This is a genomic window from Yoonia sp. R2-816 (assembly GCF_046762905.1).
Lineage (GTDB): Bacteria > Pseudomonadota > Alphaproteobacteria > Rhodobacterales > Rhodobacteraceae > Yoonia.
The window spans coordinates 1-23441 of record NZ_JBKQXN010000188.1 but is presented as its reverse complement, the minus strand read 5'-3'; the positions used below and the strand labels follow the sequence as shown (position 1 = coordinate 23441).

At 57.9% G+C, this 23441-nt stretch carries 20 protein-coding genes and 1 tRNA gene; 6 read left to right on the top strand and 15 right to left on the bottom strand.

The annotated features are described in order from the left end of the window. The first annotated feature begins 62 nt into the window (after positions 1-62). The gene (locus ACFWW2_RS11400) at positions 63-206 is read left to right on the top strand and encodes a hypothetical protein (RefSeq protein WP_393928197.1); all 144 of its coding nucleotides are present in this window, start codon (positions 63-65) and stop codon (positions 204-206) included. On the opposite strand, the gene ACFWW2_RS11395 is transcribed toward ACFWW2_RS11400, so the two are convergent. Beyond that, the gene (locus tag ACFWW2_RS11395) at positions 203-1366 is read right to left on the bottom strand and encodes an L-lactate dehydrogenase (protein WP_393928196.1); all 1164 of its coding nucleotides are present in this window, start codon (positions 1364-1366) and stop codon (positions 203-205) included. The two genes, ACFWW2_RS11400 and ACFWW2_RS11395, sit on opposite strands and share 4 nt — an antisense overlap. Before the next feature lie 150 nt (positions 1367-1516). Here ACFWW2_RS11395 and ACFWW2_RS11390 point away from each other — a divergent pair, with 150 nt between their 5' ends. After that, on the top strand, positions 1517-2311 hold the full coding sequence (locus tag ACFWW2_RS11390) for a GGDEF domain-containing protein (RefSeq protein WP_393928195.1): 795 nt from the start codon (positions 1517-1519) through the stop codon (positions 2309-2311). Between the two features lie 12 nt (positions 2312-2323). Here ACFWW2_RS11390 and ACFWW2_RS11385 read toward each other — a convergent pair whose 3' ends face one another. Both ACFWW2_RS11385 and trpA read right to left on the bottom strand, forming a co-directional pair. Next, complete coding sequence (locus ACFWW2_RS11385; RefSeq protein ID WP_393928194.1) at positions 2324-4333, bottom strand: prolyl oligopeptidase family serine peptidase; 2010 nt, start codon at positions 4331-4333, stop codon at positions 2324-2326. 58 nt (positions 4334-4391) lie between these two features. Continuing rightward, positions 4392-5183 (bottom strand): tryptophan synthase subunit alpha, encoded by a 792-nt coding sequence (gene trpA, locus ACFWW2_RS11380; protein WP_393928193.1) that lies wholly within the window; start codon positions 5181-5183, stop codon positions 4392-4394. 126 nt (positions 5184-5309) lie between these two features. Between trpA and ychF the strand changes: the two genes are divergently transcribed. After that, positions 5310-6407, top strand: coding sequence for a redox-regulated ATPase YchF (ychF, locus tag ACFWW2_RS11375; RefSeq protein ID WP_393928192.1), 1098 nt, complete (start codon positions 5310-5312; stop codon positions 6405-6407). Positions 6408-6424: 17 nt separating this feature from the next. On the opposite strand, the gene ACFWW2_RS11370 is transcribed toward ychF, so the two are convergent. The 3 genes from ACFWW2_RS11370 to ACFWW2_RS11360 are packed head-to-tail and all read right to left on the bottom strand — an operon-like array spanning position 6425 to position 10612. Next, the gene (locus ACFWW2_RS11370; protein ID WP_393928191.1) at positions 6425-7261 is read right to left on the bottom strand and encodes a TIGR03915 family putative DNA repair protein; all 837 of its coding nucleotides are present in this window, start codon (positions 7259-7261) and stop codon (positions 6425-6427) included. Further along, positions 7261-8490, bottom strand: coding sequence for a putative DNA modification/repair radical SAM protein (locus ACFWW2_RS11365; protein ID WP_393928189.1), 1230 nt, complete (start codon positions 8488-8490; stop codon positions 7261-7263). Before ACFWW2_RS11365 ends, ACFWW2_RS11370 begins: the two co-directional genes overlap by 1 nt. Positions 8491-8533: 43 nt before the next feature. Further along, positions 8534-10612, bottom strand: a complete 2079-nt coding sequence (locus ACFWW2_RS11360) for a tetratricopeptide repeat protein (protein WP_393928187.1) — start codon at positions 10610-10612, stop codon at positions 8534-8536. 312 nt (positions 10613-10924) lie between these two features. Here ACFWW2_RS11360 and ACFWW2_RS11355 point away from each other — a divergent pair. Further along, a tRNA-Ser gene (locus ACFWW2_RS11355) sits at positions 10925-11014 on the top strand. Between the two features lie 707 nt (positions 11015-11721). On the opposite strand, the gene ACFWW2_RS11350 is transcribed toward ACFWW2_RS11355, so the two are convergent. From ACFWW2_RS11350 to ACFWW2_RS11325, 6 genes are all read right to left on the bottom strand, one after another. Continuing rightward, positions 11722-12333 (bottom strand): hypothetical protein, encoded by a 612-nt coding sequence (locus ACFWW2_RS11350; RefSeq protein ID WP_393928186.1) that lies wholly within the window; start codon positions 12331-12333, stop codon positions 11722-11724. 33 nt (positions 12334-12366) lie between these two features. Then, on the bottom strand, positions 12367-14784 hold the full coding sequence (locus ACFWW2_RS11345) for a calcium-binding protein (protein ID WP_393928185.1): 2418 nt from the start codon (positions 14782-14784) through the stop codon (positions 12367-12369). Between the two features lie 138 nt (positions 14785-14922). Continuing rightward, a complete protein-coding gene (locus ACFWW2_RS11340; RefSeq protein WP_393928184.1) occupies positions 14923-15222 on the bottom strand; it encodes a hypothetical protein in 300 nt (99 codons plus the stop codon). 72 nt (positions 15223-15294) lie between these two features. Further along, positions 15295-15672: a hypothetical protein gene (locus tag ACFWW2_RS11335; RefSeq protein ID WP_393928183.1), complete on the bottom strand. Its 378-nt coding sequence runs from the start codon at positions 15670-15672 to the stop codon at positions 15295-15297. A 165-nt stretch (positions 15673-15837) separates the two neighbouring features. Beyond that, complete coding sequence (locus tag ACFWW2_RS11330) at positions 15838-17139, bottom strand: surface lipoprotein assembly modifier (RefSeq protein ID WP_393928182.1); 1302 nt, start codon at positions 17137-17139, stop codon at positions 15838-15840. Between the two features lie 30 nt (positions 17140-17169). Continuing rightward, a complete protein-coding gene (locus ACFWW2_RS11325) occupies positions 17170-17292 on the bottom strand; it encodes a hypothetical protein (RefSeq protein ID WP_393928180.1) in 123 nt (40 codons plus the stop codon). Between the two features lie 110 nt (positions 17293-17402). Here ACFWW2_RS11325 and ACFWW2_RS11320 point away from each other — a divergent pair, with 110 nt between their 5' ends. After that, positions 17403-19001 carry an FAD-dependent oxidoreductase gene (locus ACFWW2_RS11320; RefSeq protein ID WP_393928179.1) on the top strand — a complete coding sequence of 533 codons (1599 nt, stop codon included), beginning with the start codon at positions 17403-17405 and terminating at the stop codon, positions 18999-19001. 3 nt (positions 19002-19004) lie between these two features. Continuing rightward, entirely contained in the window at positions 19005-19367 is a 363-nt protein-coding gene (locus tag ACFWW2_RS11315) for a cytochrome c3 family protein (protein WP_393928177.1), read from the top strand. A gap of 84 nt (positions 19368-19451) precedes the next feature. Here ACFWW2_RS11315 and torA read toward each other — a convergent pair whose 3' ends face one another. From torA to ACFWW2_RS11300, 3 genes are read right to left on the bottom strand one after another with little or no spacing between them, the layout of a single operon-like run. After that, a complete protein-coding gene (gene torA / locus ACFWW2_RS11310) occupies positions 19452-21908 on the bottom strand; it encodes a trimethylamine-N-oxide reductase TorA (protein WP_393928175.1) in 2457 nt (818 codons plus the stop codon). After that, a complete protein-coding gene (locus ACFWW2_RS11305) occupies positions 21901-22536 on the bottom strand; it encodes a molecular chaperone (RefSeq protein ID WP_393928173.1) in 636 nt (211 codons plus the stop codon). Before ACFWW2_RS11305 ends, torA begins: the two co-directional genes overlap by 8 nt. Next, positions 22526-23137 carry a hypothetical protein gene (locus ACFWW2_RS11300; RefSeq protein WP_393928171.1) on the bottom strand — a complete coding sequence of 204 codons (612 nt, stop codon included), beginning with the start codon at positions 23135-23137 and terminating at the stop codon, positions 22526-22528. Before ACFWW2_RS11300 ends, ACFWW2_RS11305 begins: the two co-directional genes overlap by 11 nt. Positions 23138-23441 lie beyond the last annotated feature (304 nt).

The window sequence follows — 23441 nt, the reverse complement described above, 5'->3', positions numbered from 1 at the left end:
GCCCTGCTGACATCAGCCTGTCAGGAGCCTTGTGGTCATCTGGTCAAAAGCGAGGATGTCAGATGAGCCACTATGATCATGCGGTGATGATGCACTATAAGCTGGGTCCGTGGGATGCCAAAGCGGTCGAGCGTCGGGTGGCCCGAGACAGGGCACGGCAGGCCCGCCTGATCGCGTGGTTGATTGCGGTCTTGCGGCGGGGTTAGGCCCATTCCCCTTCAAAGTTTTTCGGCACCAGCAGCACGTCGCGGTCCAATGTCTGCACGTCCCGGCGACCGCAAAGGGCCATGGTGATATCCAGTTCCTTATGGATCACCTCCAGCGCTTTGGTCACGCCTTCTTCGCCCATGGCGCCGAGGCCGTAGATGAAGGCGCGCCCGATATAGGTGCCTTTGGCCCCCAGAGCGAGCGCCTTGAGCACGTCCTGGCCCGAGCGGATGCCGCTATCCATATGCACCTCGATCTGGTCGCCCACCGCGGCCACGATAGAGGGGAGCATGCGGATGGCTGACAACGCCCCGTCGAGTTGCCGCCCGCCGTGGTTGCTGACGATGATGGCGTCGGCACCGATTTCAACTGCCTTCTTTGCGTCCTCAACGTCCAGAATGCCCTTGAGGATCAGCTTGCCGCCCCATTTTTCCTTCAGCTTGGCGATTTTATCCCAGTCCAATTGCAGATCGAACTGTTCTGCGGTCCAGGATGACAGGCTGCTGGTGTCGCCGACGCCCTTGGCGTGGCCGACGATATTGCCGAAAGACCGGCGTTTGGTCTGCAGCATCCCCAGCCCCCAGCGCCATTTCGTGGCCAGATTGATCATGGTGGGGATGGTCAGTTTCGGCGGGGCTGTCAGCCCGTTTTTGAGATCCTTGTGCCGCTGACCGAGGATTTGCAGATCAAGGGTCAGCACCAGTGCGGAACAGCCTGCATTCTTGGCCCGGGCGATGATGTTATCAACGAATTCCTCGTCCTGCATGACGTAAAGTTGGAACCAGAATGGGGTGCTGGTGTGTTCGGCCACATCCTCGATCGAGCAGATTGACATGGTGGACAGGGTGAATGGCACGCCGAATTTTTCGGCTGCCTTAGCAGCCTTGATTTCACCATCGGCGCATTGCATGCCGGTCAGGCCGACAGGGGCGAGGGCGACGGGCATCGCCACGTCCTGCCCGATCATCTGCGATGTGGTTGTCCGGTTGGACATGTCCACCGCCACCCGCTGGCGCAGGCGAATCAGGTCGAAATCGGAGGTATTTTCGCGAAAGGTCTGTTCCGTCCAGCTGCCGCTTTCAGCGTAGTCATAGAACATCTTGGGCGCGCGGCGCTTGTGAATGCGTCTGAGGTCGTCGATTGTGGTGATTACCGGCATGGTATTTTCCCGAAATTGGTAATTAAACCTTACCGATTTGGCGGAAAAGTTCAACCAGTTTTGGGCCGCAAGGGCCGTTATCGAACATTCGTTAACGTTTTCTTGTTCTTTGCCTTGATATTGTCGGCAAAGTTGCTGTGGGTGAGCATCATGAAACCGTTTTACAAAGACTGGGTTGTCTGGGTTGTTGTCGGTCTGGCCGTGACGACCTTTTTTATCGCGGCAGAGATCGAACTGTTCGAGGCCGTTTATCAATACACACGGGCGCATGAAGACTGGCAACTGGATGAGTATTTCTCGCTCGCCTTTATCTTGCCGGTGGTCTTGCCGTTGCTGATGTACCGCGCAAACCGGCGCCTGCGCGCGGTGATCACGGAGAAAGAGGAAGCAGAGGCCCATGCCACCCATCTGGCACTGCATGATGTGCTGACCGGTCTTGGCAATCGCCGGAAATTCACGCAGCACATGGATGCCAAACTGAAACGTGAACCGTCCCCGAAGGCGGCCCTGATCCTGGTCGATCTTGATGGGTTCAAGGCGGTGAATGACAAACACGGCCACCGTGTTGGTGATGGGCTGCTGCAGGTGATTGCGGCGCGGATCAACCTTTTGACCGATGATCGGGGCCTGTGTGTCAGGCTGGGCGGCGATGAATTTGCCGTTGTGATGGATGCGGTAAATCCCAAAACCCTGCGCCAGGAGGCCGAGGTCTTGGCAGAGGCGATCTGCGAAACCGTGCGTGACAAGGTGTCGCTGCGTGAATTGCCCGGTGTGCCGCTGCGCGTAACCGCGTCGGTGGGGGTCGCGTTCCTGCCGCCGTCAACGGACCCGTCCGATCTGCTGCGCGAAGCCGACAGGGCAATGTACAAGGCAAAACAGGCGGGCAAGAACCGCTGGCATATGGCGGCCTTGCCCACGGCGGGGCCGGTTGCCCGCGCCTCTTAAAACAGGACGGGTTCAATCGGGCAGGCTGTGCCGCAGAAAGGCAAAGCCAAGCGCCTCTTCCCGCGCGATCCCCTTGCTTTGACCGCCGCCGCCATGCCCGCCAGAGCGGCTGTGAAACCAACCCGGTTGCCCGGCGGCCTGCAAGGCTGCGGCAAAGCGGCGGGAATGGGACGGATCCACCCGGTCATCGCTTTCGTTGGTGTCGATCAGGGCAGGCGGATAGGGCTGTTCGCTGTGTTGCGCCACGTTGTGCAGCGGCGAGTAGTCCAAAAGCCATTGGCGTGCGTCCGGATCATCGGGGTCGCCATATTCGTCGATCCAGCCAGCCCCTGCCGGAAACAGGTGAAACCGCAGCATGTCCAGCACGCCGACGCTGGCCCAGACCGCGCCGAAACGGTCAGGATAGCGGGTCAGCATCACCCCGCAGAGCAGCCCGCCATTACTGCCGCCATGGCAGGCGATGCGGTCGGGTGTGGTGTAGCCGCGCGTGACCAGATCTGTCGCCACGGCGGCGAAATCCTGAAGTGCGCGGATGCGGTTTTTGCCCTTGGCGGCCAAATGCCAGCCTTTGCCAAACTCGGCCCCGCCACGAATGTAAGCCTGCACATAGGCCCCACCCCGTTCCAGCCAAAGCGGGCCATTGACCCGCTGATAGCCGGGCGAGAGTGCAACGCCGAACCCGCCATAACCGTATTGTAGAACGGGCAATTTGGCCTGTTTTTCGGCATGATCCTTGGGCAGTACGATGTGATAGGGGATTTCGGTGCCATCGTCCGAGGTTGCCATATGCAGCCGTACTTCCATCCCGGTGCTGTCAAACGTCTCCGTCGCGGATGTGAGCAATGTGTAGTCCGGCACCGCGTCATCGGGGCCGAAGGTCCAGACCTGTGACACCGACAGAAACCCCGAGGGCAGGATTTGCAGCGGGCCGGTTCCCGTCGGCTCGGCATCGAATGGCATGATCCAGATGGATTGCGCTTCCACCGGCAGGGGCAGCGGTGTCGCGGTGGCTGATGGATCTGTCAGGTCCTGCCGCATTAATGTGGGTTCCAGCGTGTCCTGTTCCACCCAGAACAGATGATCGCGCGTGAACAGAATGGTATCAGCATTAACGGCCCGCCGCGCTGAGGGTTCAAACAGGATGCGCTTGTCGCTGCCGTCAATCCGGGCGAGGACCAGCGTGCCCGCTGGATCGGGCCCTTCATCAGCGGCGACATAGGCGAAATGCGTGTCATTGTGGCTGCACATGGTATGCGCTGGGGCGTCCAGCACATAGTCCTGATCATTCAGATGAAGGGTGGTCACCATATCGCCGATGTTGCGAATACGGCCGAATGCGATCCCCCGCCCGCCATCCCGCAACGAAATTGTATAGGTGGTGGCCAGCAGATCGTCGTGGTCGACTTCGAAGACCACCGGCGCGGCGGCCAGGGCCATGCCCCGTTGCAACCTGATGACCCGACCCTGCCAGCCGGACCGCGTTGCGGCGCCGGGCAGATCTGCGGTGGCAAGAAGGATCGTGTTAGCGTCCAGCCAGGCGGCACCACAGCGGGCCGGTGCGATGTCAAAGCCATCGGGGACTGGGGCTGCTGCGTTGCAATCCCATTCCAGCAGTCTGTCGCGGTCGGACCCCTCGAAGGAAAGGATAATCAACACCCGGTCGGGATTGGAATACAGCGTTTCGGCGCCGCCCCAATGCCAATCCTCGCCCGTGTCCGCACAGAATGCATCCAGATCAAAAACCGGCTGCCAGTCGGCATCTGGCGCGGGCTTTGTGGTTTCGGGCAACCGTCGCCACAACCCGCGTGGGTGGGTGGCGCTGCGGTGGAAGTTGTAGATCCAGGTGCCGCGCCGGATCAGGCCGCCCAGATTATCCGGGTCCTCGATAATGTCGGTGACCCGCGCCACATCCGCATCAAATTGCGCGTCGCAGAATGCCGCCTCGGTTCGGGCGACCTGGGTTTTCGTGAAACGCGCGATGGCGTCAGCGTCGGCTTCAAGCTCTGGGAATATATCTGTCATGCGGCAAGGCTGGCACGCCGTTTGGCGATGTTCCAGCCCAAACTGACAGCCGCGCGGATCAGGCCCTGTGGGTGCCGTCGGCGAGCGATTTCACGAATGCCAACACATCATCCACGCTGTCGCCCGCGCCGATTTTCGCAACGATAGCAGAGCCGACAACGGCGCCGTCTGCGATTTCGGCAATGGCCTGTGCGGCCTCGGGCGTTTTGATGCCGAAGCCCACGATTACGGGCAGATCGGTCTGCGCCTTGATCCGGGCGACTTCGGGGGCGACATCGGCGGTCTGCGCCTCTGCCGTGCCGGTGATGCCGGTGACGGAGACGTAGTAGACAAAGCCTGATGTGTTTTCGAGCACTTTGGGCAGGCGTTTGTCATCCGTGGTCGGGGTTGCCAGCCGGATGAAATTGATGCCCGCCTTCTGGGCCGGAATGCAGAGTTCGTCGTCTTCTTCGGGCGGCAGATCAACGATGATCAGCCCGTCGATCCCGGCCGCAACCGCATCGGCCAGAAACGCGTCAACGCCGCGCGAATAGATCGGGTTGTAATAGCCCATCATCACAATCGGGGTCACGTCATCGGTCTGCCGCAGCGCGCGGGCGTATTCGAGCGTCTTTTCAAGGGTCTGCCCGCCTTCCAGCGCCCGCTGACCGGCAAGCTGAATGGTGGTGCCATCGGCCATCGGGTCGGTGAAGGGCATGCCGAGTTCGATGATATCGACGCCCGCGCCGGGCAGACCCTTGACCAGCTCTAGCCCGGTTTCATAGTCGGGATCGCCCGCCATGACATAGGCGACAAAGGCCTTTTTCCCTTCGCTGCGCAACTGCGCAAATTTCGCGTCTATTCTGCTCATTCTTGTCCCCGGCTTGGTCCGCAACAGGGTTTGCGCGAAACCCCGGCGAAAGGCAATGGGGTAGGGGGTTATTGCACCGGGCGCTGCAACCCCCTAGAAGCGCGCGAACAGATCAGGAGAACGCAAATGGGTTTCAAAATGGGTATCGTCGGATTGCCGAATGTGGGCAAATCGACCCTGTTCAACGCGCTGACGAAAACGGCTGCTGCGCAGGCCGCGAATTTCCCGTTTTGCACCATCGAACCCAATGTGGGCGATGTGGCCGTGCCCGATGCCCGGCTGGACAAGCTGGCGGCGATTGCCAAATCCAAACAGATCATTCCGACCCGGATGACATTTGTCGATATCGCCGGGCTGGTCAAAGGCGCGTCAAAGGGTGAGGGGCTGGGCAACCAGTTTCTGGCCAATATCCGTGAATGCGATGCCATTGCCCATGTGCTGCGCTGCTTTGAAGATGATGACATAACCCATGTGGATGGCCGGGTTGATCCGGTCGCCGATGCCGAAGTGATCGAGACGGAACTGATGCTGGCCGATCTGGAAAGCATCGAAAAGCGGATGCAGAATATCGTGCGCAAGGTGCGCGGCGGCGACAAGGAGGCGGTGCAGCAGGAACGCCTTTTGAAGATGGCCCAGGCCGCGCTGGAAGAGGGTAAACCGGCCCGCACTGTTGCGGTGGATGCCGAAGATGCCAAGGCCTGGAAGATGTTGCAGCTGCTGACGACCAAGCCGGTTCTGTATGTCTGCAATGTCGAGGAAGACAGCGCCGGGTCAGGCAATAGCCAGTCGGCTAAGGTGGCCGAGATGGCTGCTGCCCAAGGCAACTCCCACGTTGTGATCAGCGCCCGGATTGAAGAGGAAATCAGCCAGCTTGACGCCGAAGAGGCGGAGATGTTCCTGACCGAAATGGGGTTGGAAGAGGCCGGTCTGGATCGGTTAATCCGCGCGGGGTACGAATTGCTGCATCTGCAGACCTATTTCACCGTCGGCCCGAAAGAGGCGCGCGCCTGGACCATCAAGCAAGGCACGTCAGCCCCGCAGGCCGCAGGCGTGATCCATGGCGATTTTGAACGGGGTTTCATCCGGGCAGAAACGATCAGCTATGATGACTTTGTGACCTTGGGGGGTGAGCAGCCAGCCAAGGAAGCAGGCAAGATGCGGGCCGAAGGTAAGGGTTACATCGTCAAGGATGGCGATGTGATGCATTTCCTTTTCAATACCTAAGACGGGATCAAACGCACTTACGGGTCGTTCTGTCGTTTTCTGAGTTGATCCTTGATCTTCTGAACCCGCTCGGGCGGTATTGTCGGCCCGGCCTCTTGCATCTTTCGCACCTTGGCCTCGGCCCCGGCGATCAGGTCGTGGATATACTGCGCCTCTGGCAGGTTTTTCCAGTATTTCTTGGGCATTTCAGATGTCATCGCCTGTATCTTGACCCGTGCCGGGTTGAAGATGTTGCAGAAATAGGTGCCCCACAGCGCCTCTGCCGCGTCTTCGGGCAGGTCGGGCTTGGGCTGGCCGGGATGGAATGACAGGTTGCCATCGACAAATTGTGCGGAGACATCGGGGGTGGCGATCATCCAGTCCATATCGGCAAAGCGGCGGGCAAAGAATGGCGCAGTGGGTTCGACCGTGTGATGCGTCGGTTCAAACCAGGCGGCAAAGCTGCGCCTGTCACCGCCCTGGCGCAAGTCACGAAACCGCACAAAGGCTTTCATCTTGTGCTGGCAGCGGCGCACCGCCTTTTCCATTTGCCGCAGTTTAGCCAGTTCCGGGTCGGCCCGGTCCTGCATGACGCCGGGCTGATGCCGCAGTCGCCATAACAGGTCGTATAACCGGGCAAAGCGTTGCGGGTCCTTGTGCCAGACAACCACGTCAGCCATCTGCACAAAGCTTTTGGGGGCCTTCACCTTGCGGCTGGGCGGAGGAAGGGGCGTTGCGGTGGCGAAAAGCTCACCCATCCCGGTCCCATAATCCCAAAGGATGTCGGCCGGGCGCACACCGGCGCCGATCAATCGCTTGGCCGCATCACGCCAAGCCATATCGGTTCCGATGATAGGCAGTGGGACGGTATACATCAAAACAGGCTCAACTGTTCGGGAGGTGGTGCAAAACGGGCGCGCAAATCGGTGCTGTCGGTCAGTTTGCCGGGTGTCCAGCCGTGGGCGGTGATGAACGCCTTTGCCTTCTTTAGCGACGCGCCCATCCGCAACAGATCGTCGTAGCGTAATGCCCGGTGCCGCCGTGTCTGCAGGATCCGGCCCACTGTACGTGTGCCGAAGCCGGGAACACGCAGTAGCATCTCCTTGCTGGCGCGGTTGACATCGACGGGGAACAGCGCCCGGTTCTGTAGCGCCCAGGCGAGTTTCGGGTCAATGTCGAGATCGAGGTTCCCGTCGGTCCGGGCCGCCGTGATTTCATCCACATCGAACCCGTAAAACCGCAGCAGCCAATCGGCCTGATAGAGCCGGTGTTCCCGGATCAGCGGTGGCTTGATCAGGGGCAGATTGGCGGATGAATCCGGGATCGGTGAAAAGGCCGAATAATAGACCCGGCGCAGCCCGTAGTTGCCATAAAGTCGGGTGGATTGCCCCAGGATGGTGGCATCGGTTGATCCATCTGCGCCTACGATCATCTGTGTTGACTGGCCAGCCGGGGCAAAGCGTTTCGGGCGCTTGCCGGTATAGCTGCGCTCGCCCGCCACGGCAGACCGCGTTTTGACATCGCCCATCGCCTTGCGAATGGTGGTCGGGTTTTTCTCGGGCGCATAGGCCTTGACCCCCCGATCAGTCGGCAGTTCGACATTGATCGACAGGCGGTCGGCATAAAGCCCGGCTTCCGCGATCAGTTCAGGGGCGGCGTCCGGGATGGATTTGAGGTGAATATAGCCACGAAACCCCTCATCCTGACGCAGCCGCTTGGCGATCCGCACCATGTCGGACATCGTTGCGTCCGGCGACCGGATGATACCGGAGGACAGAAACAACCCCTCGATATAGTTGCGCCGGTAGAATTCGATGGTCAACTGCACGACCTCATCCACGGTGAACCGCGCCCGGCGCACATTGGATGACACCCGGTTCACGCAGTAGGCGCAATCATAGATGCAGAAATTCGTCATCAGGATCTTGAGCAGGCTGATGCAGCGCCCGTCGGGTGCGTAGGAATGGCAAATGCCCGACCCTTCGGTCGACCCCAGCCCCTTGCCATCACGGCTATCGCGTCGGGTCGTCCCGCTGGACGCGCAAGAGGCGTCATAACGGGCGGCATCGGACAGAATGGCAAGCTTTTCGGCGAGTTGGGTCATTTGTTCATGATATGTTCTCATTCGCTCATGGGCAAGCCCGGCGTCAGGACAAAGCGTCGCGGCGGTTGGTGATGTCGATCAAAAGGCGGTCGGTTACGGCCACATAGGACGCTGCGCCTGCGTTCGCATAAACCTGTCGCGCCAATTCAAGATATGCCTGGCCCTGATCAAGCCGCGACACACCGCCGGTCAGGTCGAAAAAAGCGATAGCGACCTTGGCCAGATTACACTGTATCTTCGCCCATTCGAGCGCGCTACTCTCGAGGGTGCAATGTTCGGTAGCTGCGTTGAGTGCGACGACGGCCTGTTCAAGCCTGTCTTCATCACCTTCTTGTATACCAAGCGCTGTCAGCGCATGACCGAGGTTGTTCTGCGAGGTAGCCCAGTTCAGCGGAAGCTGGTCTTGTTTTCTTACCGACAGGGCTGCGGTAAACGCGGTGACCGCTTGGTGTAGCCTGTCGGTCCGGCCTTCCCGTATTGCAAGGGATGTCAGCGATTTGCCCAGATTGTCCTGTGTCGTGGCCCAATCCAAGGGAACCTTGTCCTGAGTCCGCTCCTGAAGCGCGGCATTACAGGCAGCAATGGCCTGCTCCAGCTGTTCGGTGCCGTCTTCACGCTCTCCCAGTGTGCAGAGCGCATTCCCCAGATTGTTCTGCGTCATGGCCCAGTCCATTGGTGCTATGTCCCGGGTCCTGACCTGCAAGGCGGCAGTATAAGCAGCTAGGGCCTGTTCAAGCTCCGCCGTGCCGCCTTTGCGCTCACCCAAGATTGCCCATGTGTTGCCGAGGTTGTTTTGTATCGTGGCCCGATACTGTGGCGGACTGTCTGGAGTTTTGACTTGCAGAGCTGCGCCAAAGGCGGTCACAGCCTGCTCCAGATGGTCCGTGCCGCTTTCGCGTGCGCCAAGTATGGCCTGCGCATTTCCCAAATTGTTCTGGGTCATGGCCCAGTCTGTCGGGCTTTGGGACCGATCTCTTTTGTTGAGTGCGGACGTATAAGCGGCGACGGCCTGTTCAAGCCTTTCTGTGCCGGTCTGGCGCTCCCCCAGGAGACACAACGCATTACCCAAATCATTGAGAGCCATACCTTGCTGTTTCTTGCTCTGGGATAGCGAGACACTGCGCTCTGCAAGATGCATCGCAACCTCCAGATCAAACCGCAGTCCTCTATCCCTTCCGCGCCAGTACCATTTGTTCTGCAGGCCGCGCAGGTGATCAAAAGACGCGTTTGGTGGGACTTGTATCTGCAGTTTGGCGAAACGCAGTGATGCGGCTTTCCTTGGATTGTTGTCCAGCCGCGCGATCTCAACCCCACGATCCAGTAGCCGGATCTTGCGGGCAGTGTGGGCGGCTTCTTCCTCGGCCAGTGCGGCGTCAATAGCGGCGCCAGCGTCGACATAGGCACCTTGTGCCGCCAGATCCGCCACCCGCCTCAGCACTGCATCAACGAAATTGCCCTGGTTGGAGGTGACCCGCCCTTCCTGCTGAACGCGCACCGCCACATCCATTGCATTCTGCAATTCCAGCCAGGCCTCGCCCACATCCGTGATCCCTTCGGAGTAGCGCTGGGCTAACCGGATGATGGCTTTCTCCGTGATCCCTTCGTCACGCAACCGGTCGGCCTGGCCCGATTTTTGCGTGCGCTCGAGCAAAGCCTTGAAGATGGCGGGCTGAATCCACTGAATGACCGCTGGGTCCTCGAGGACAGGTGTCAGCGTTGCGATGATGACGGTGGTAAAATCCCGCAGTGCGATGTCAGTTTTGTGTGCGGGGTCTTTGGCTGTTGTTGTGATCTGATGGCACAGGCTGTCAGCGATGGCCGCCGCATTCAAGTCGTGTCGGACAAACGCGGTCTCATTGGGCTGATACTGGCCCAGCATCTGCACCACGATCCGTTTCCGCTGGTCGGCTATCTGGGCGCTGGCCAACGCGGTTTCCATCAGCCTTGCCATCTGTTGGGCCAGCGCCTTAACCGGCTTGTCCGCGGATTTGTAGATCGCGACGCCCGACAATGCGGCGGTTATCGTGGTCGCTGTACCAGCCGCGATAGTCAGATCTGCGGTTGTCGCAGCCACTGCAAAGGCCGCTGCGATATTATCGCCATGAAGGGCCCTTTCGAACATGCCACCTCTTATCTGGTCGATTGTTTGTTGTTCAAAGGAACACAAACCTGATCGTCAGACTAGTCACAATCACAGATTGATTGGTGTCGGCTGTCCGCATCGAGAAAGCAAAAATGTGGGTTGTGCTGGCAGATACGCTGTAGACCGTCGACCCGGTTGGTTCGAACCGCTCCCATCTGGTCAAGGAAAGTAGAGCGCAGTGCACGTGCAAATGCTTTGCATGATCCGCACCGTTCCACCGGGCCGAGAAATAACGGTCCTTGGCTATTTCGCCCCTTGCCCCGGTCAGGCGGCATGGATAAACGGGTCAGCGGAGACGTGGCCGAGTGGTCGAAGGCGCTCCCCTGCTAAGGGAGTAGGCGGGAAACCGTCTCGAGGGTTCGAATCCCTTCGTCTCCGCCACCCCCCATTCTCATTCAATTCTGTTGGTACTCATTCAGCCCCATATGGGGCTGTTTTTGTTGATTTATATGCATTCGTTATTGCTTTTGATTTCTCTTCGATTAGATTCGTTTCTATTCATTGCGTGGTAGAAATCGTGGTATTTTCATGGCTGCTCTGAGCGGAAAGCTGACGAAAAATCTGGTCCGAACCCTTGGCCCCGGTCGCCACGGCGACGGGAGCGGCTTGTACCTCGTGGTCGATCCATCTGGCGCAAGACGCTGGATTTGCGCGTCACAGTGAAGGGACAGCGCAACCGCGAAGGCAAACCGTTGCGCACAGACTTTGGCCTTGGCGGCGCTGATGTCGTCACCTTAAACGAAGCACGCGACCGCGCGCTGGAGTATCGACGGTTCGGTCGGCGTTCCGCGACTGGACTGCGGAGCAGCAGGGATACAGCAGAGAACTAGCTGAAATGAGCCTTGCTCATCAGATTGGATCAGAGGTCGAGCGTGCGTACGCCCGCTCTGATCTTCTTCAGCAAAGAAGACACCTCATGTGCGCTTGGAATCGTTTTGTTTCCGGTGCGCAAAGAAGACAACCAAGGTGTATGTGGCCAAGACTAGTCTCGAGGATGTTCGCAGCGGTTGTGATCATCGCGCTTGATCTTTGCACGGACAGCCGCCGCTGTTTCAGCGGCGGCGTTTCGATTTTGGACAAGTTGCGCGCTACCGCTCGGCTGCAAAGACACCGCCAAGGAAGACGTCCGTGCCAACGTTTCCGTCTGCCGTTCCTGCCACGGCCCCATACGGATCGGCGCCGTTCGCAACGATATCACCGGCAAGAGCTAAGCTTGTCGTGTAGTCGGTTCCACCATTTGACAAAGGCCCATCAAGAGCTGTTGATACCTGCGGCACACCCGGAGGCGCGTCTTGGACCAATGCACCCGTGCCAGTGAGCGTACCGGTGTAGGCACCATTGTTTTCGTGAAAGAAACCGGTTGCCGAACTGTCAATGCTTCCGGCGGCAGCACTGAAACTTGCAACCATCGCTAGCTCTCCAATCAGGTCACCATCGGACAAAGGCAGATTGACAAAACCTTTATAAGTCGCGCCTCCGGTGTCAGGAATTTGCGCTTCCGTCGCACGGGTGATCCACATCAAAAGCGTGCCGTTGGGGTCGGTGTATGTGCTTTGCATCGTGGCTGCATCTGGCTGGATTTCGGCGAAGGATGTGTAGTTTTGCGTCGTCGTTGTGCCATCGTCGCTGCTGTTATTGCTGCATCCTGCCAATAAGGCTGCTGATGCAGAAAAAGCAACTAAGGTGTATATTTTCAACATAGGTCTTTCCTTTCTAAGAGCGCGATCCGGCCATTAGGCCACCAACAAAGCATCATCCGGGATGAAGTCGCTTTCGGTGATTGCGGTGAAATCGACATTGCGAAGGATCATGACGTCCATGCCGGATTGGATTGCGGCACCAGTACCGCGGTAATCCGAAATCGTCAGGTCGCTGAACAGCAGGCCATCGAGTTGGATCTGGTCAACACCGTCTTCATAGTCATAGACAATGTCGAACCCATTGCCGGCTGCGAAGACAAAATCATCCGCGCCCGCGCCACCGTGAATCCAGTCGATGCCAGCGCCACCGTCAAGCACGTCATCGCCCGCCAGGCCGTAAAGGTAGTCGTTCCCACCAAGACCCGAGATCAGATCGACCCCTAGGGTGCCAGTCAGACTATCGGCCATTTCAGTCCCGATAATGATGTTTTGATCTGGTGCACCGGCTGTGCCATCGCCGGGGTTTGTAATCAGGAAGCTGTCCAGAAGGGACAGGCCCTCGCCTGGATCAACGGTGCCGTCAAGGATACCCAGTTCAGCGGCGACCCCTTCCAGCGTGGCCACAAGCGAAAAGCCGGTGCCATCGGCGACTGAGATCGTCAGATCATCGCCCGAGACGCCTTGCTGGATCAACTGGCGATCTTCGAGCAAATCGACATTGAACCCGGCCAAAGCGTCAAAGCCGATGAGGCTAAGCTTGTCGCTGCCGACCTCAAAATCGGTGATCACGCTTGCTGTGACAACATCGCTGACGCTGGTACCGTAGGACAGCACGAACAGGTCATCACCGCCGCCACCTGTGAAGGTGTTTTCGCCAATCCCGACAAGGAAGTCAGATTCAGCCGTGCCAGCAATGGATGTGCCAAAGTCGAACAGATCGACCTCTTCATAGTCCAGCAGAATTTCGGTGCTATAGATCGTCGCTGGTTTCACATCGCCTTTGATATAGAAGGCCACGTTCAGATCGTTGGTCATATTGACGCCATTGACCGACACTTGGCCGGCGTTGTTCTGCCAGCCTGCGCTGATCTCAAGCGGTGAAATCGGGGTGGCCCAATCCAGCAGGTTCAGAACGGTTTGGGTTTCGGCCCCAACCTCGTACTTTTCCTCGTCTTTGGTGACCGGCAACGGATCGCTTGGGTCGATCGGGATCACGACACCGGGCAAGTCTTGGCCGTACTTGTCAGGCAGCAAGCGCCAGCGCGGACCAGTGATGTATTCTGTGCCATCGGCGTTCAACACAGGCTCGAACGGTTCGCGGTCCATGGTGGTGTACCATGCATTGGTAAAGCCCATCTCTAGGTCTTCGGAGGCCGCACCGATCTCAACAATGGTGGAGCCGGCAACCGCATCAACCAGTGCTGTGTCGCGCAGGATTGTGCCAGCCTCGTAGAGATCACCGTTCCCGGCATAGTAATCATCGGTGGTGCGCCAGATGATCCGATCACCGATGATCTCTTCCTCATAGGTGGGCAACTTACCAATCGCGGATTCGTTTTCGAAATCCTCGGGGCGGACCTGATCATTGGGGTTGTTGGTAATCGTGTGGTGGATCACCAGTTCCGCCGCCATGATCCTGAAGAGTGGCTTCAGCGAGCTGAAGTTATCAACCTCTTCCCATTCATCCGGAAGCGGCAGTTCCACATCTAGACGCACGTCATTAGGCCGTTTGACCGCATTGCCCCAACGATAAAGCAGCTTGCCGTCATCCTTCATCGTGACCGAGTAGTCGTCACCATAGGCGATGTCGTATTCAATCGTGGATTCGTTGGGGTTCAGCAGATCCTTAAGGTCTATAACGCCATCTTGGTTGGCGTCCGTGACCTGGTCCTCCACCGCAAGTGCGACTTCCATGCCATCGGCGTCTATTCTGACATTATTCAATAGGTCCGACACATACTGTCCATCGTACAATTCATTCTGGCTAAGCAGGATCAGATCATCGTCCAGCAGATATTCCGCATCTGGATCGCCGGGAAACATCTGATCGGACAGGATGTTCTGCATTGTCACGTAGTGCTCAGTCGAAGCTTTGACCTTGTTGTCGCCCAATCCAGTCAACCAAGTGCCAAGGACAGCGGGGGTCTTGAACGTGTCTGTCGGGGCGTCCGAGACCACCAGACCGATTTGTTTGCCACCTTCGACCAGGTCGCCGACCCAGCCTTCAGTATATGAGCCATCAATTACTTTTTCTTCCGCACCGACAAAATCGGTCACGTTAAACCCGAACTCGCTGTCAATCGGGTAAAGTGTGACGCCTTCTTTGGTGACTCTAGTCCCGTTGGCACCGCTGAAATCAACGTAATTTGCGCCCTCGTCACCTTGTTTGTCGCCATCAAATGTCGCGGTCACATCAGCGGTACTGAACACATGCACCGCTGTATAATCAGGATCTGTGTTCAGCGGTTGATCAAAGTCCAGAACTTCGCTTGGATTAATTGGAATGGCCATCTTTCGTTTCTCCTCCGACTCGCGCTTAATTACGCGGGTGAGGGCATCGTTGCCCCAACATATTCACTAATTGTGATTTGTATTGAGAGACGCGGATTGACGAAAATCAATCCTGACATTCAATAGTCGAGGGCGTGGCTATCTGACAGTAAGCACACCGCCAAGCACCAGCATTCCCCCTGCAAGTAACATTGGAAGTGCGATGCCAAACAGGACCACGGGTGTGGTCCATGCATTGAAGAAGATTACCGAGGCCACCCCAAGCAAGATGATCAAACAGCCTCCAATGCGCGGCCATTTGAATGCAATCCAAACCACGCCAGCAAGTGCGACCCACGGGGCGGCGTTCGTAAGGTTTTGCCACCATGGAAGGCCCCCGTCGGGATCAATTCCCGAAAGCAGCGCAAACCCTCCCCAAAACAGCGTGATCAGCACCAACAGCCCGCGCGCTGTCGTCAACGTTGCGCGGGCCAACCTTTGCTTGCTGATCATAGCAAAGGGGCGCGCATATCAGCCACCACCTTGGTTTTGATTGTTGTTTTGGTTCTGGTTCTGATTGTTGTTCTGGTTCTGGTTCTGGTTCTGGTTCTGGTTGCCCCCGTTTGGATCAGTTGGATCAACGATCACGACACCATTGCTATCATCCACAGTGTCAACATCGGCCACCACATCAACAGGCGCACCTCCAATTACAGAGCATAGCGGCAAGTCCGCGGTGTAGGGCCCACCGATGGGCACATCGCCCGGACGGCAAGACGGATTGCCGAATTTGTCAAATGTTGGTTCAGCATAGATGACTCCAATGCTAGGTTCCGGCGCTGGGGCACAAGCCCACAAAAGCGCCATGGTTCCTGCGCCCAAGGCGGCGAGCCATTTTGAATGTGTCATGTCGTATCCTCTCAATTGCAGTATTCTTCACTTGCCGCGACAATGGCGCAGTTGTGATCTTGCAATTCTAGCAATGCGAAATGCGCCGTGATTGACATCGCTCAAGCATGCCTCAACGACTGCTGTTGCAGCTGCATACCAATCATTTCTCAGCCCGCGCCTGCCTTAGAACCGAGTTTCCAGCACCAATGCGCAATATGTCGCGTGACTATCAAAGCGTTCAATGTTTGAGACGGTTTGGTTATAGGCACATGAAAAACGCGGCGATGCGGACATGATGTTCAGGCGGCTGTACTGAAGCGAAAAACCAAGCTCGCCAAAGCTGTCAGACCGGGCTTCGCCCTCGGTTGGATCATCTGCCTTGTAAGACCGGATGCCCAACTCGCCAAACAGTCCAAGCGTTGTTGTCGGGGTGATCGGGCGCGTCATCGAGGCATAGACGGAGGGGCTGTAATAGCGATTGCGTTTCCGCCTGGCATTGTTGCGGGTCACGAAGGCGACGCCATACTCTTCGCTGCTCAGGTCTGGACCGATGTGCCGCAAGCCAAGAGCCGAGCTGAACTCGCCTTTGCGCGGGTCGTCTTCGTCATCATAGTCGCGCTGACGGACGTGCAGGGCACCCACCAATGTCGCACCACTGGCCAGATCGCGGTTGTAGTCCGCCTTAAACCCAAGCGCTATAAAGTCATCGTTGAGGTCATCGGCATCGCCGTCAAAGGTAGTTTGCTGGAAATAGGTTGTCAGTCGCAGCATCTGCCCGTCATATCTTTGGCGCCATCCGACGCTCAGGCGGGCGTTCAGGCGATGGAAGTCTTCATCGATGAAATCATCACGGAACACGTGCGCGCCAAAGGTGAGGGAAGACCTGTTGCCCAGCCCGACCTGATAGTTCGCGAGCGCCCCCAGATGCAGCCGGTTTCCCGCCTCCGGATCGGTGTCTTCATTTTCCCCGCCACCCTCTGCACCGGGTTGGAAGAAGGAGGCCTCGGTTGACCCGTGGAAGATGGAGTTAGACCGATGTTGCTCAATGTCCGTGCTGGACAAGAACCCAACGGTCAGTCCGAACGACAATGGATCTCTATGCGCATTCCGTCCTGTGTGCCCTGGCTGTTGCAACGGAGTTGCTGCAACTGGGCTGGTTTCGGCGGTGGTAGTCGGCCTGCTTGCTGGTTGCGCAACCTGGGTCTGAGGTGCCTGTGGCGATGGTTTTGGCAGGATTTGCGTATTTTCGTCGGTCACAGCGTCTTCCGTTGTCTCCCAAAGCGGGGGCACGCGTACTTCGGGCACCGGCGTAGGCGCGATGGCAGTGCTTGTGGCGGGAGCGGGGCCAGTGCTGGTTTCGTGGCAGGTAATGCATTCGCTACCAAACCGGGGCAAGGCCTGTGCGACGCCCGCATGCACCGACAAAGCCAGTGTCAATGACGCCAAAAACAACTGGCCGTAGTTGCGAAGATTTGTCTGTTTCATTGGCTTGCCTTCCTTGCTGCACATCACTCGCTAAGCGGTGGAAATCGTCGCGTCAGACACACCAAATGGCGCGTTGACCTCGCTGACCAGTCTAAGTGCCAAGTGTGCTGCATGATTGATAATGCTCAATGGGTTGTGTGCCAGATCGATCATGAATCGAGGATAGGCAATTGCGTGCAGCGAAGGCCTCGCACGACGCCTTTGGATCAGCTTTTCGTGTTGATGAGGCCAAGGCACCGCACTCAAGATTGAAGGAGACCATCATGACACATCACGCAAAAACAAAGTCCCAATCAAGCACCACTCGCCGGGATGTCATTAAAGGAGCAGGCGTCGGCATAGCCGTAGTCGCAGCGTCCGGAACACCCGCGCTCGCGTCACCACTTCCAGTGCCTGAAAGCTGGGATGCTGAAACGGATGTGCTGGTCATCGGGTATGGCGGGGCAGGAGCTGTCACAGCCGTGACCGCCCATGACGCCGGTGCCCGGGTGATGGTCATTGAAAAACAAGCCGAAGACGCTCACACATCAAACACGCAGATGTGCCTTGGCGTCTTTTTGTCGCCCGACACGGTCGAGGATACGCTCGCTTATATGAGCGTAGCATCACTGGTGAATGTCGATATGCCGGAATCCAAGGACATCGATGATGATACCATTCGGGTCTGGGCCGAAGAAAGCGTCAAGAACCGCGACTGGTTGACCGCGATGGGTGCCACGGGTTTTGAGATGTTTTCCAACGCTGGTCGGGACTCTGACTGGCCGGGCAACGACGCCATCAAAGCCTACCAGATGAAAAAACCGGATGGCACAGCGGGTGTTGGTGTTGACCTCTTTGCATTCCTTGATGGTCTGGTTCAAGAGCGCGGCATTGAGGTGCGCTGGAACACCCCTGCAAACCGGCTGATTGCTGATCCGTCTGGGGCGATTGTGGGTGTGCGGGTCCTTCAAGACGGTGTCGAAAAATCTATTCGTGCCGCGCGTGCAGTTGTCTTGACGACTGGCGGATATGAATTCGATCAGGCTGCGCATCGCACTTATTTGCCTTCTTATCCCATGGTGTTTTACGGCAACCCTGACAATACCGGTGACGGGTTGCGCATGGCACAGGATGTGGGTGCAGACCTATGGCACATGACCGTGCTTGGCGGTGGCTTCAAATTCAAATTTGATGACTTTCCAACGGCCTTTGCACCCAGCTTTGGGACCGGTAGCTATGTGATCGTCGATCGCAGCGGCAGGCGCTTCAATTCTGAAACCAAGCTTGGCGGGTATTCCGGCTATTGGAATGCTTTGGTTTACGACACTGTCAACTACACGTGGCCGCGCATCCCGACATGGTTCGTGTTTGATGAAAAGCGTCGTCAGGCAGGCCCGATTGTGTGGACGGCCTTTGGCGCGGCGGGACCCATCGGTATGTACGACTGGAGCGACGACAACAGCGCCGAGGTTGAAAGTGGCTGGATTTCCAGCAGCGACACTCTGGAAGGTCTCGCAGCCAAGATCGGCGTAGCCCCTGATGCCCTCACCGATGAAGTTCGAGGCTTCAATGCTGGGCATGGTCGGGGTCGTGACAGGGCGTTTGATCGTCCGATGAACACGATCGCGCCACTTAATACGCCGCCTTATTACGCCGTTCCCTTGTGGCCGGGCTTGAACAACACCTTTGGCGGACCACGCCGCAATGCCAAATCTCAGATCCTTGATACCTTTGGCGCACCGATTGAGCGGCTTTACAGTGCCGGTGAACTTGGGTCGATCTTTGTGCAATACCCGCAAGGAGGCGCGAACATTGGTGAGTGTCTGGCGTTCGGGCGGATTGCTGGCGCAAATGCAGCTGCCGAGTCGCCACGGGACGCATAAGTCATGGCCTGCAACAGGTCACTCTGCACGCGCGCGGCGACCTTGCTGGTCGCTGCTACAATGTGGATTTGCATTGGATCTGCGGGTGCGGCGGATGACAACACTTTGGCAACAACCCATGCCTATGCCGGATTGTCCTGCATGGCCTGTCATGTGGAAAACCCGCCAGCCCAACCTGTTGCGACGGAGACTTGTACGGTCTGTCATGGTCTGGGCCAGAGCCTTGCCGAAACAACGGCCGAAATCGAACCCAACCCCCATGCCTCCCACAAGGGTGATTTGCCCTGTGCGAGCTGTCACCGCATGCATGGCGCTTCGGTTGACGCCTGCGCGGGCTGTCACAGTTGGGGATACACCGTACCCTAAGACAGTCGCTGACTGAGACCCTGCCACATGACTAAGCCACCCGCGCAAACGCAGGTGGCTTTTAGCTGGCAGATTGAGCATCATTCAGCCGTTGCGCGGTGTGTCGAACACGGTCACCGCAGGTGGGGTGCCGACGAACTTTTCCACCTCAGCGTTGGCCGTGTGCCCGCAGTTGCCCTGCGCCAGTTTGGACGTCCCAAGATCAGGCGTCAGGATGTTCACGTTGCCATAGGCGCAAACGGTGCCGGGGGTACCCGGCTCAGCCGGGCTATACCAACCGCCTTCGCTGACTTTCAGCACACCGCGCCGGATATCGTCGGTCACTACTGCGCCGGCCAATAATGCCCCGCGATCATTGTAGACCCGGACAACGTCGCCATCCGCAATACCGCGCGCCGCAGCATCTGCAGTGTTGATCAGGCACGGTTCACGCCCCGCAACTGCATAGGTTTCGCGGAATGACGTGCCGCAAAGCTGCGAATGCAACCGCCCGATGGAGTGCTGGCTGGACACATGCAACGGATATTTGGCATCCGGGCCATCGAGCCGCTCAATCGGTTCCATCCATGTGGGGTGCGGCGGGCAATCGTCATAGCCCATCTTTTCGATATTACGCGAATAGATCTCGATCAGGCCGGACGGTGTGCCCAAGGGCTCCAGCACCGGATCGTCGCGGAACGCCGCATAGCGGACAAAGCTGCGCCCTTCATCGGTTACCGGATACATGACATAGCCTTGATCCCAGAACGTATCGAAGTCCGGCATTGTGATGCCTGTCGCCTCTTGCTGATCAAAGGTCGTCTCGTAGAACTGCCTGATCCACGTCATCTCGTCCTTGCCTTCGTCGAAATACGCGCGGGTGCCAAAGCGGTCGGACAGGTCGGCGAAGATATCAAAGTCGGATCGCGCCTCGTACATCGGCTCGATCACTTTTTTCATCGCAAGAACGCCTTTTTGCGAATAGTCGCCGTACATTTCGATGTCATTGCGTTCAAACGCGCTGGTGGCAGGCAGGACGATGTCGGCGTGCCGTGCCGTTGGGGTCCATTGGAAATCCTGCACGATGAAGGTATCGACTTTCTGCAGCGCGCGCAGCAGGCGGTTCTGGTCCTGGTGGTGGGCAAAGGGGTTGCCGCCGACCCAATAGACCAGATTGATATCGGGGTAGATGCCTGCTTCACCATTGAAGTCGAAGGCACCACCGGGATTTTCCAGCATATCGGTGATCCGTGCCACCGGAATACGGTCTGATGCATCGGGCTGCGCGTCTGTACGCATAAGCTGTACGGACCCTGCGTTCATCCCCGATGGCCTTGGCCCTTTGGCCGAAGGCGACCCACCACTGGAGTAATGATAGCTGAGCCCAAACCCCCCACCGGGCAAACCGATCTGCCCCAGCATAGCTGCCAATGTCACAAGCATCCAATGGGCCTGTTCACCGTGGTGCATCCGCTGCGTCGACCAGCCACTGGCCAGCATCGTGCGATTGGCCGCGAAGTCGCGGGCCAACTGGCGGATGACATCAGCCTCTACCCCACAGACACCGGCGGCCCAATCTGCGTCCTTGGGTTGGCCGTCGCTTTCGCCCGTCAGATAAGGCAGGAACTGATCAAATCCGGTTGTGTAGGTATCCATGAACGCCTGATCATGTAGGCCTTCCTCAAGCAGCGTATGTGCGATGCCCATCATCATGGTGACATCCGTCTGCGGCTTGGGCGCGATCCACTCGGCGTTCATATACGCGGCTGTGTCGCTGCGGATCGGATCAATGCAGATCACGCGTTTGCCGGCGGCCTTGAAGTCCTCCATCCCCTCATAGGCACCGTGATCGGGCACGACCCAGCCAATCTTGTTGGTCACAACCGGGTTGGCGCCCCATAAAACCATCAGGTCCGTATTTTCGACCACAACAGGCCATGCTGTTTGCTGTTCATAGACTTCGATTGTGCCCAGCACATGCCGCATAATGACCTGAGACGCCCCCGTTGAATAATCCCCTACATGGCTGACAAATCCGCCTGTGCCATTCAGGAACCGCCGCAACAGGTTGCGCGCGTTGTTGAACTTGCCGGGGCTTTTCCAACCGTAGGAGCCACCAAAGATGCCCTTTGGACCGCTCTCTTCCTGCACCCGTGCGACCTCATCCGCGACAAGCTGCAGGGCCTGATCCCAACTAACGCGGACGAAATCATCGCGGCCACGCGTGTCTGATGCTGTCCCCGGGCCGCCTTCCAGATAGGCGCGGCGCACCATGGGGTATTTGATCCGCGTCGGGGAATAGACGCTGTCCATCACACCTTCCAGCATCTTGGTGGGAAAGCGATCTTCTTCCCAGCCCCGCACGGCGGTCCACCTGCCGTCCGTCACGGTGGCATGAAACGCACCCCAATGTGATCCAGTCAGCACCTCGCCGTTTTGCGCGGCCTGTGCCATGCCAGCGCCCAGCACAGATGGCCCCAGCACAGCGGCGGCACCCGTCAGCGATGTGGTTTCCAGAAAGCCCCTGCGGGTCAGTCCCCGATGTGGTGATTGGTCAGACATTTTCTTCTTCCTCCTTGACCCGGACCGGACGGGTCCGGAGCCATTTCAAATCCTCTGCAACGACATCTTCGGCAGTGCGCGCAAGCAGGGTGTAGAAACCATGCTGATCGCTGCGGGCGCAGGCCGTGCCAAATTCCGGCAGCCATGCGGCCAGATGATCCTCCAGAAATTCAATTTGCTGGGCCGTTGGCCTACCCGACGCAATCAGCTGCGCCGCCACAGCAAGAATGACCGCGATGTGATCTGCAGGTTCACGATAGGTGCCCGCGACATGCATATTCAGGTCTTTGAGGTGCTGCGCCATGGCCGCCGTCGGCGCCTGACAAACACGCCCACGGGGATCAACAAAAGAGCTTTGGGATGACGGCACACTCTGCGGCCCCCCGGCACCCAGAAAGAGGAAGGCATAGGCCCCAGCGAGGTCGCTTTCCGAAAGGGTGGGGTCTTTGTCAAACACCTGAAAGCGGGCCAGCAGCGGGCCGATACAGGGGTCGTCGTTCAAATCCTCTTGCACTGCCACCGCCGCCAGTTGGCTGATCTTTGCAGCGGTTGCAGGTTGCGCAAACAGGTCCGATAGCAGCCGGTAAACCACAATGCGCGATGCCGATGTGTCCTGTTTAATCTGCATGGGGGTTCTCCACTGAGAGCGGAGGATCCATGTCGCTGGCATGCAGTTGCAGGTACTTTTGCAAGAACCGATAGTCGGGTTTGTCCAGCGTGATGTAGCGTTCCATGGATTTCATCAGCCCGATCCACTGGTTCGACAGGTAATCATTGGGACGCATCGAACTGTGGCAATTTGCGCAAGCCGTTTGAAACATCGCCACCCCTTGGTCCCAAAGCAGATTTGGATCAGGGGTCAGCCGATCAGGGCTGACCCACACATCGAGGCTGATAGGGTGCCAGATCAGATCGGTTTCAGGATCAACAACCGGATCGCCCAGGATCGTTCGCTCTTGCGCACCGACCCTGAGGCTGGCCGCCAGAATACGTTGGCCCATTTGTTCATAGATGGCGCGATCCGCACCCTGTTCTCGCCAGCCGGTCAAACGGACGTGCAGCGCGTCTTGGGTTTGTTCCAGCAGGGTCACTTCTGTCGCAGCAAAGATGATGCCAGCGATTTGGGTGCGCCCAACGTGGTGTGGTTGCAAATACAGATTTTTTTCCGCGTTTGTATAAAGGCGATGTTCTTCTGCGAGAGCCTGATCAGCAACCAACAGGCCGCTCAACAGCAGAAAACCAATGGATTGTAGACAGATTTTGCATGCTGAAGTGACAGCCATAAAAAATGAACTCTCCCGCGAGGTTTCGCACCAAGGCACCTTGTGTGATGAGAATGCGCAAATTCGTCACGGCAAGATTGACAATAGTCAATCTGCAGAAGCCCACTCTGTCCTGTGTGGATGGTCCCTGCAAAGCAAGACTTTTTTCGAAGCAGTTAGCAATTTGTCAGATACGGTCTTGTGTTCGGCCTGTTCGCGCGGTTCTTAGGTCCGCTGGCCTTGATGGTTTCCGCAGATCAAGTCCCCATTC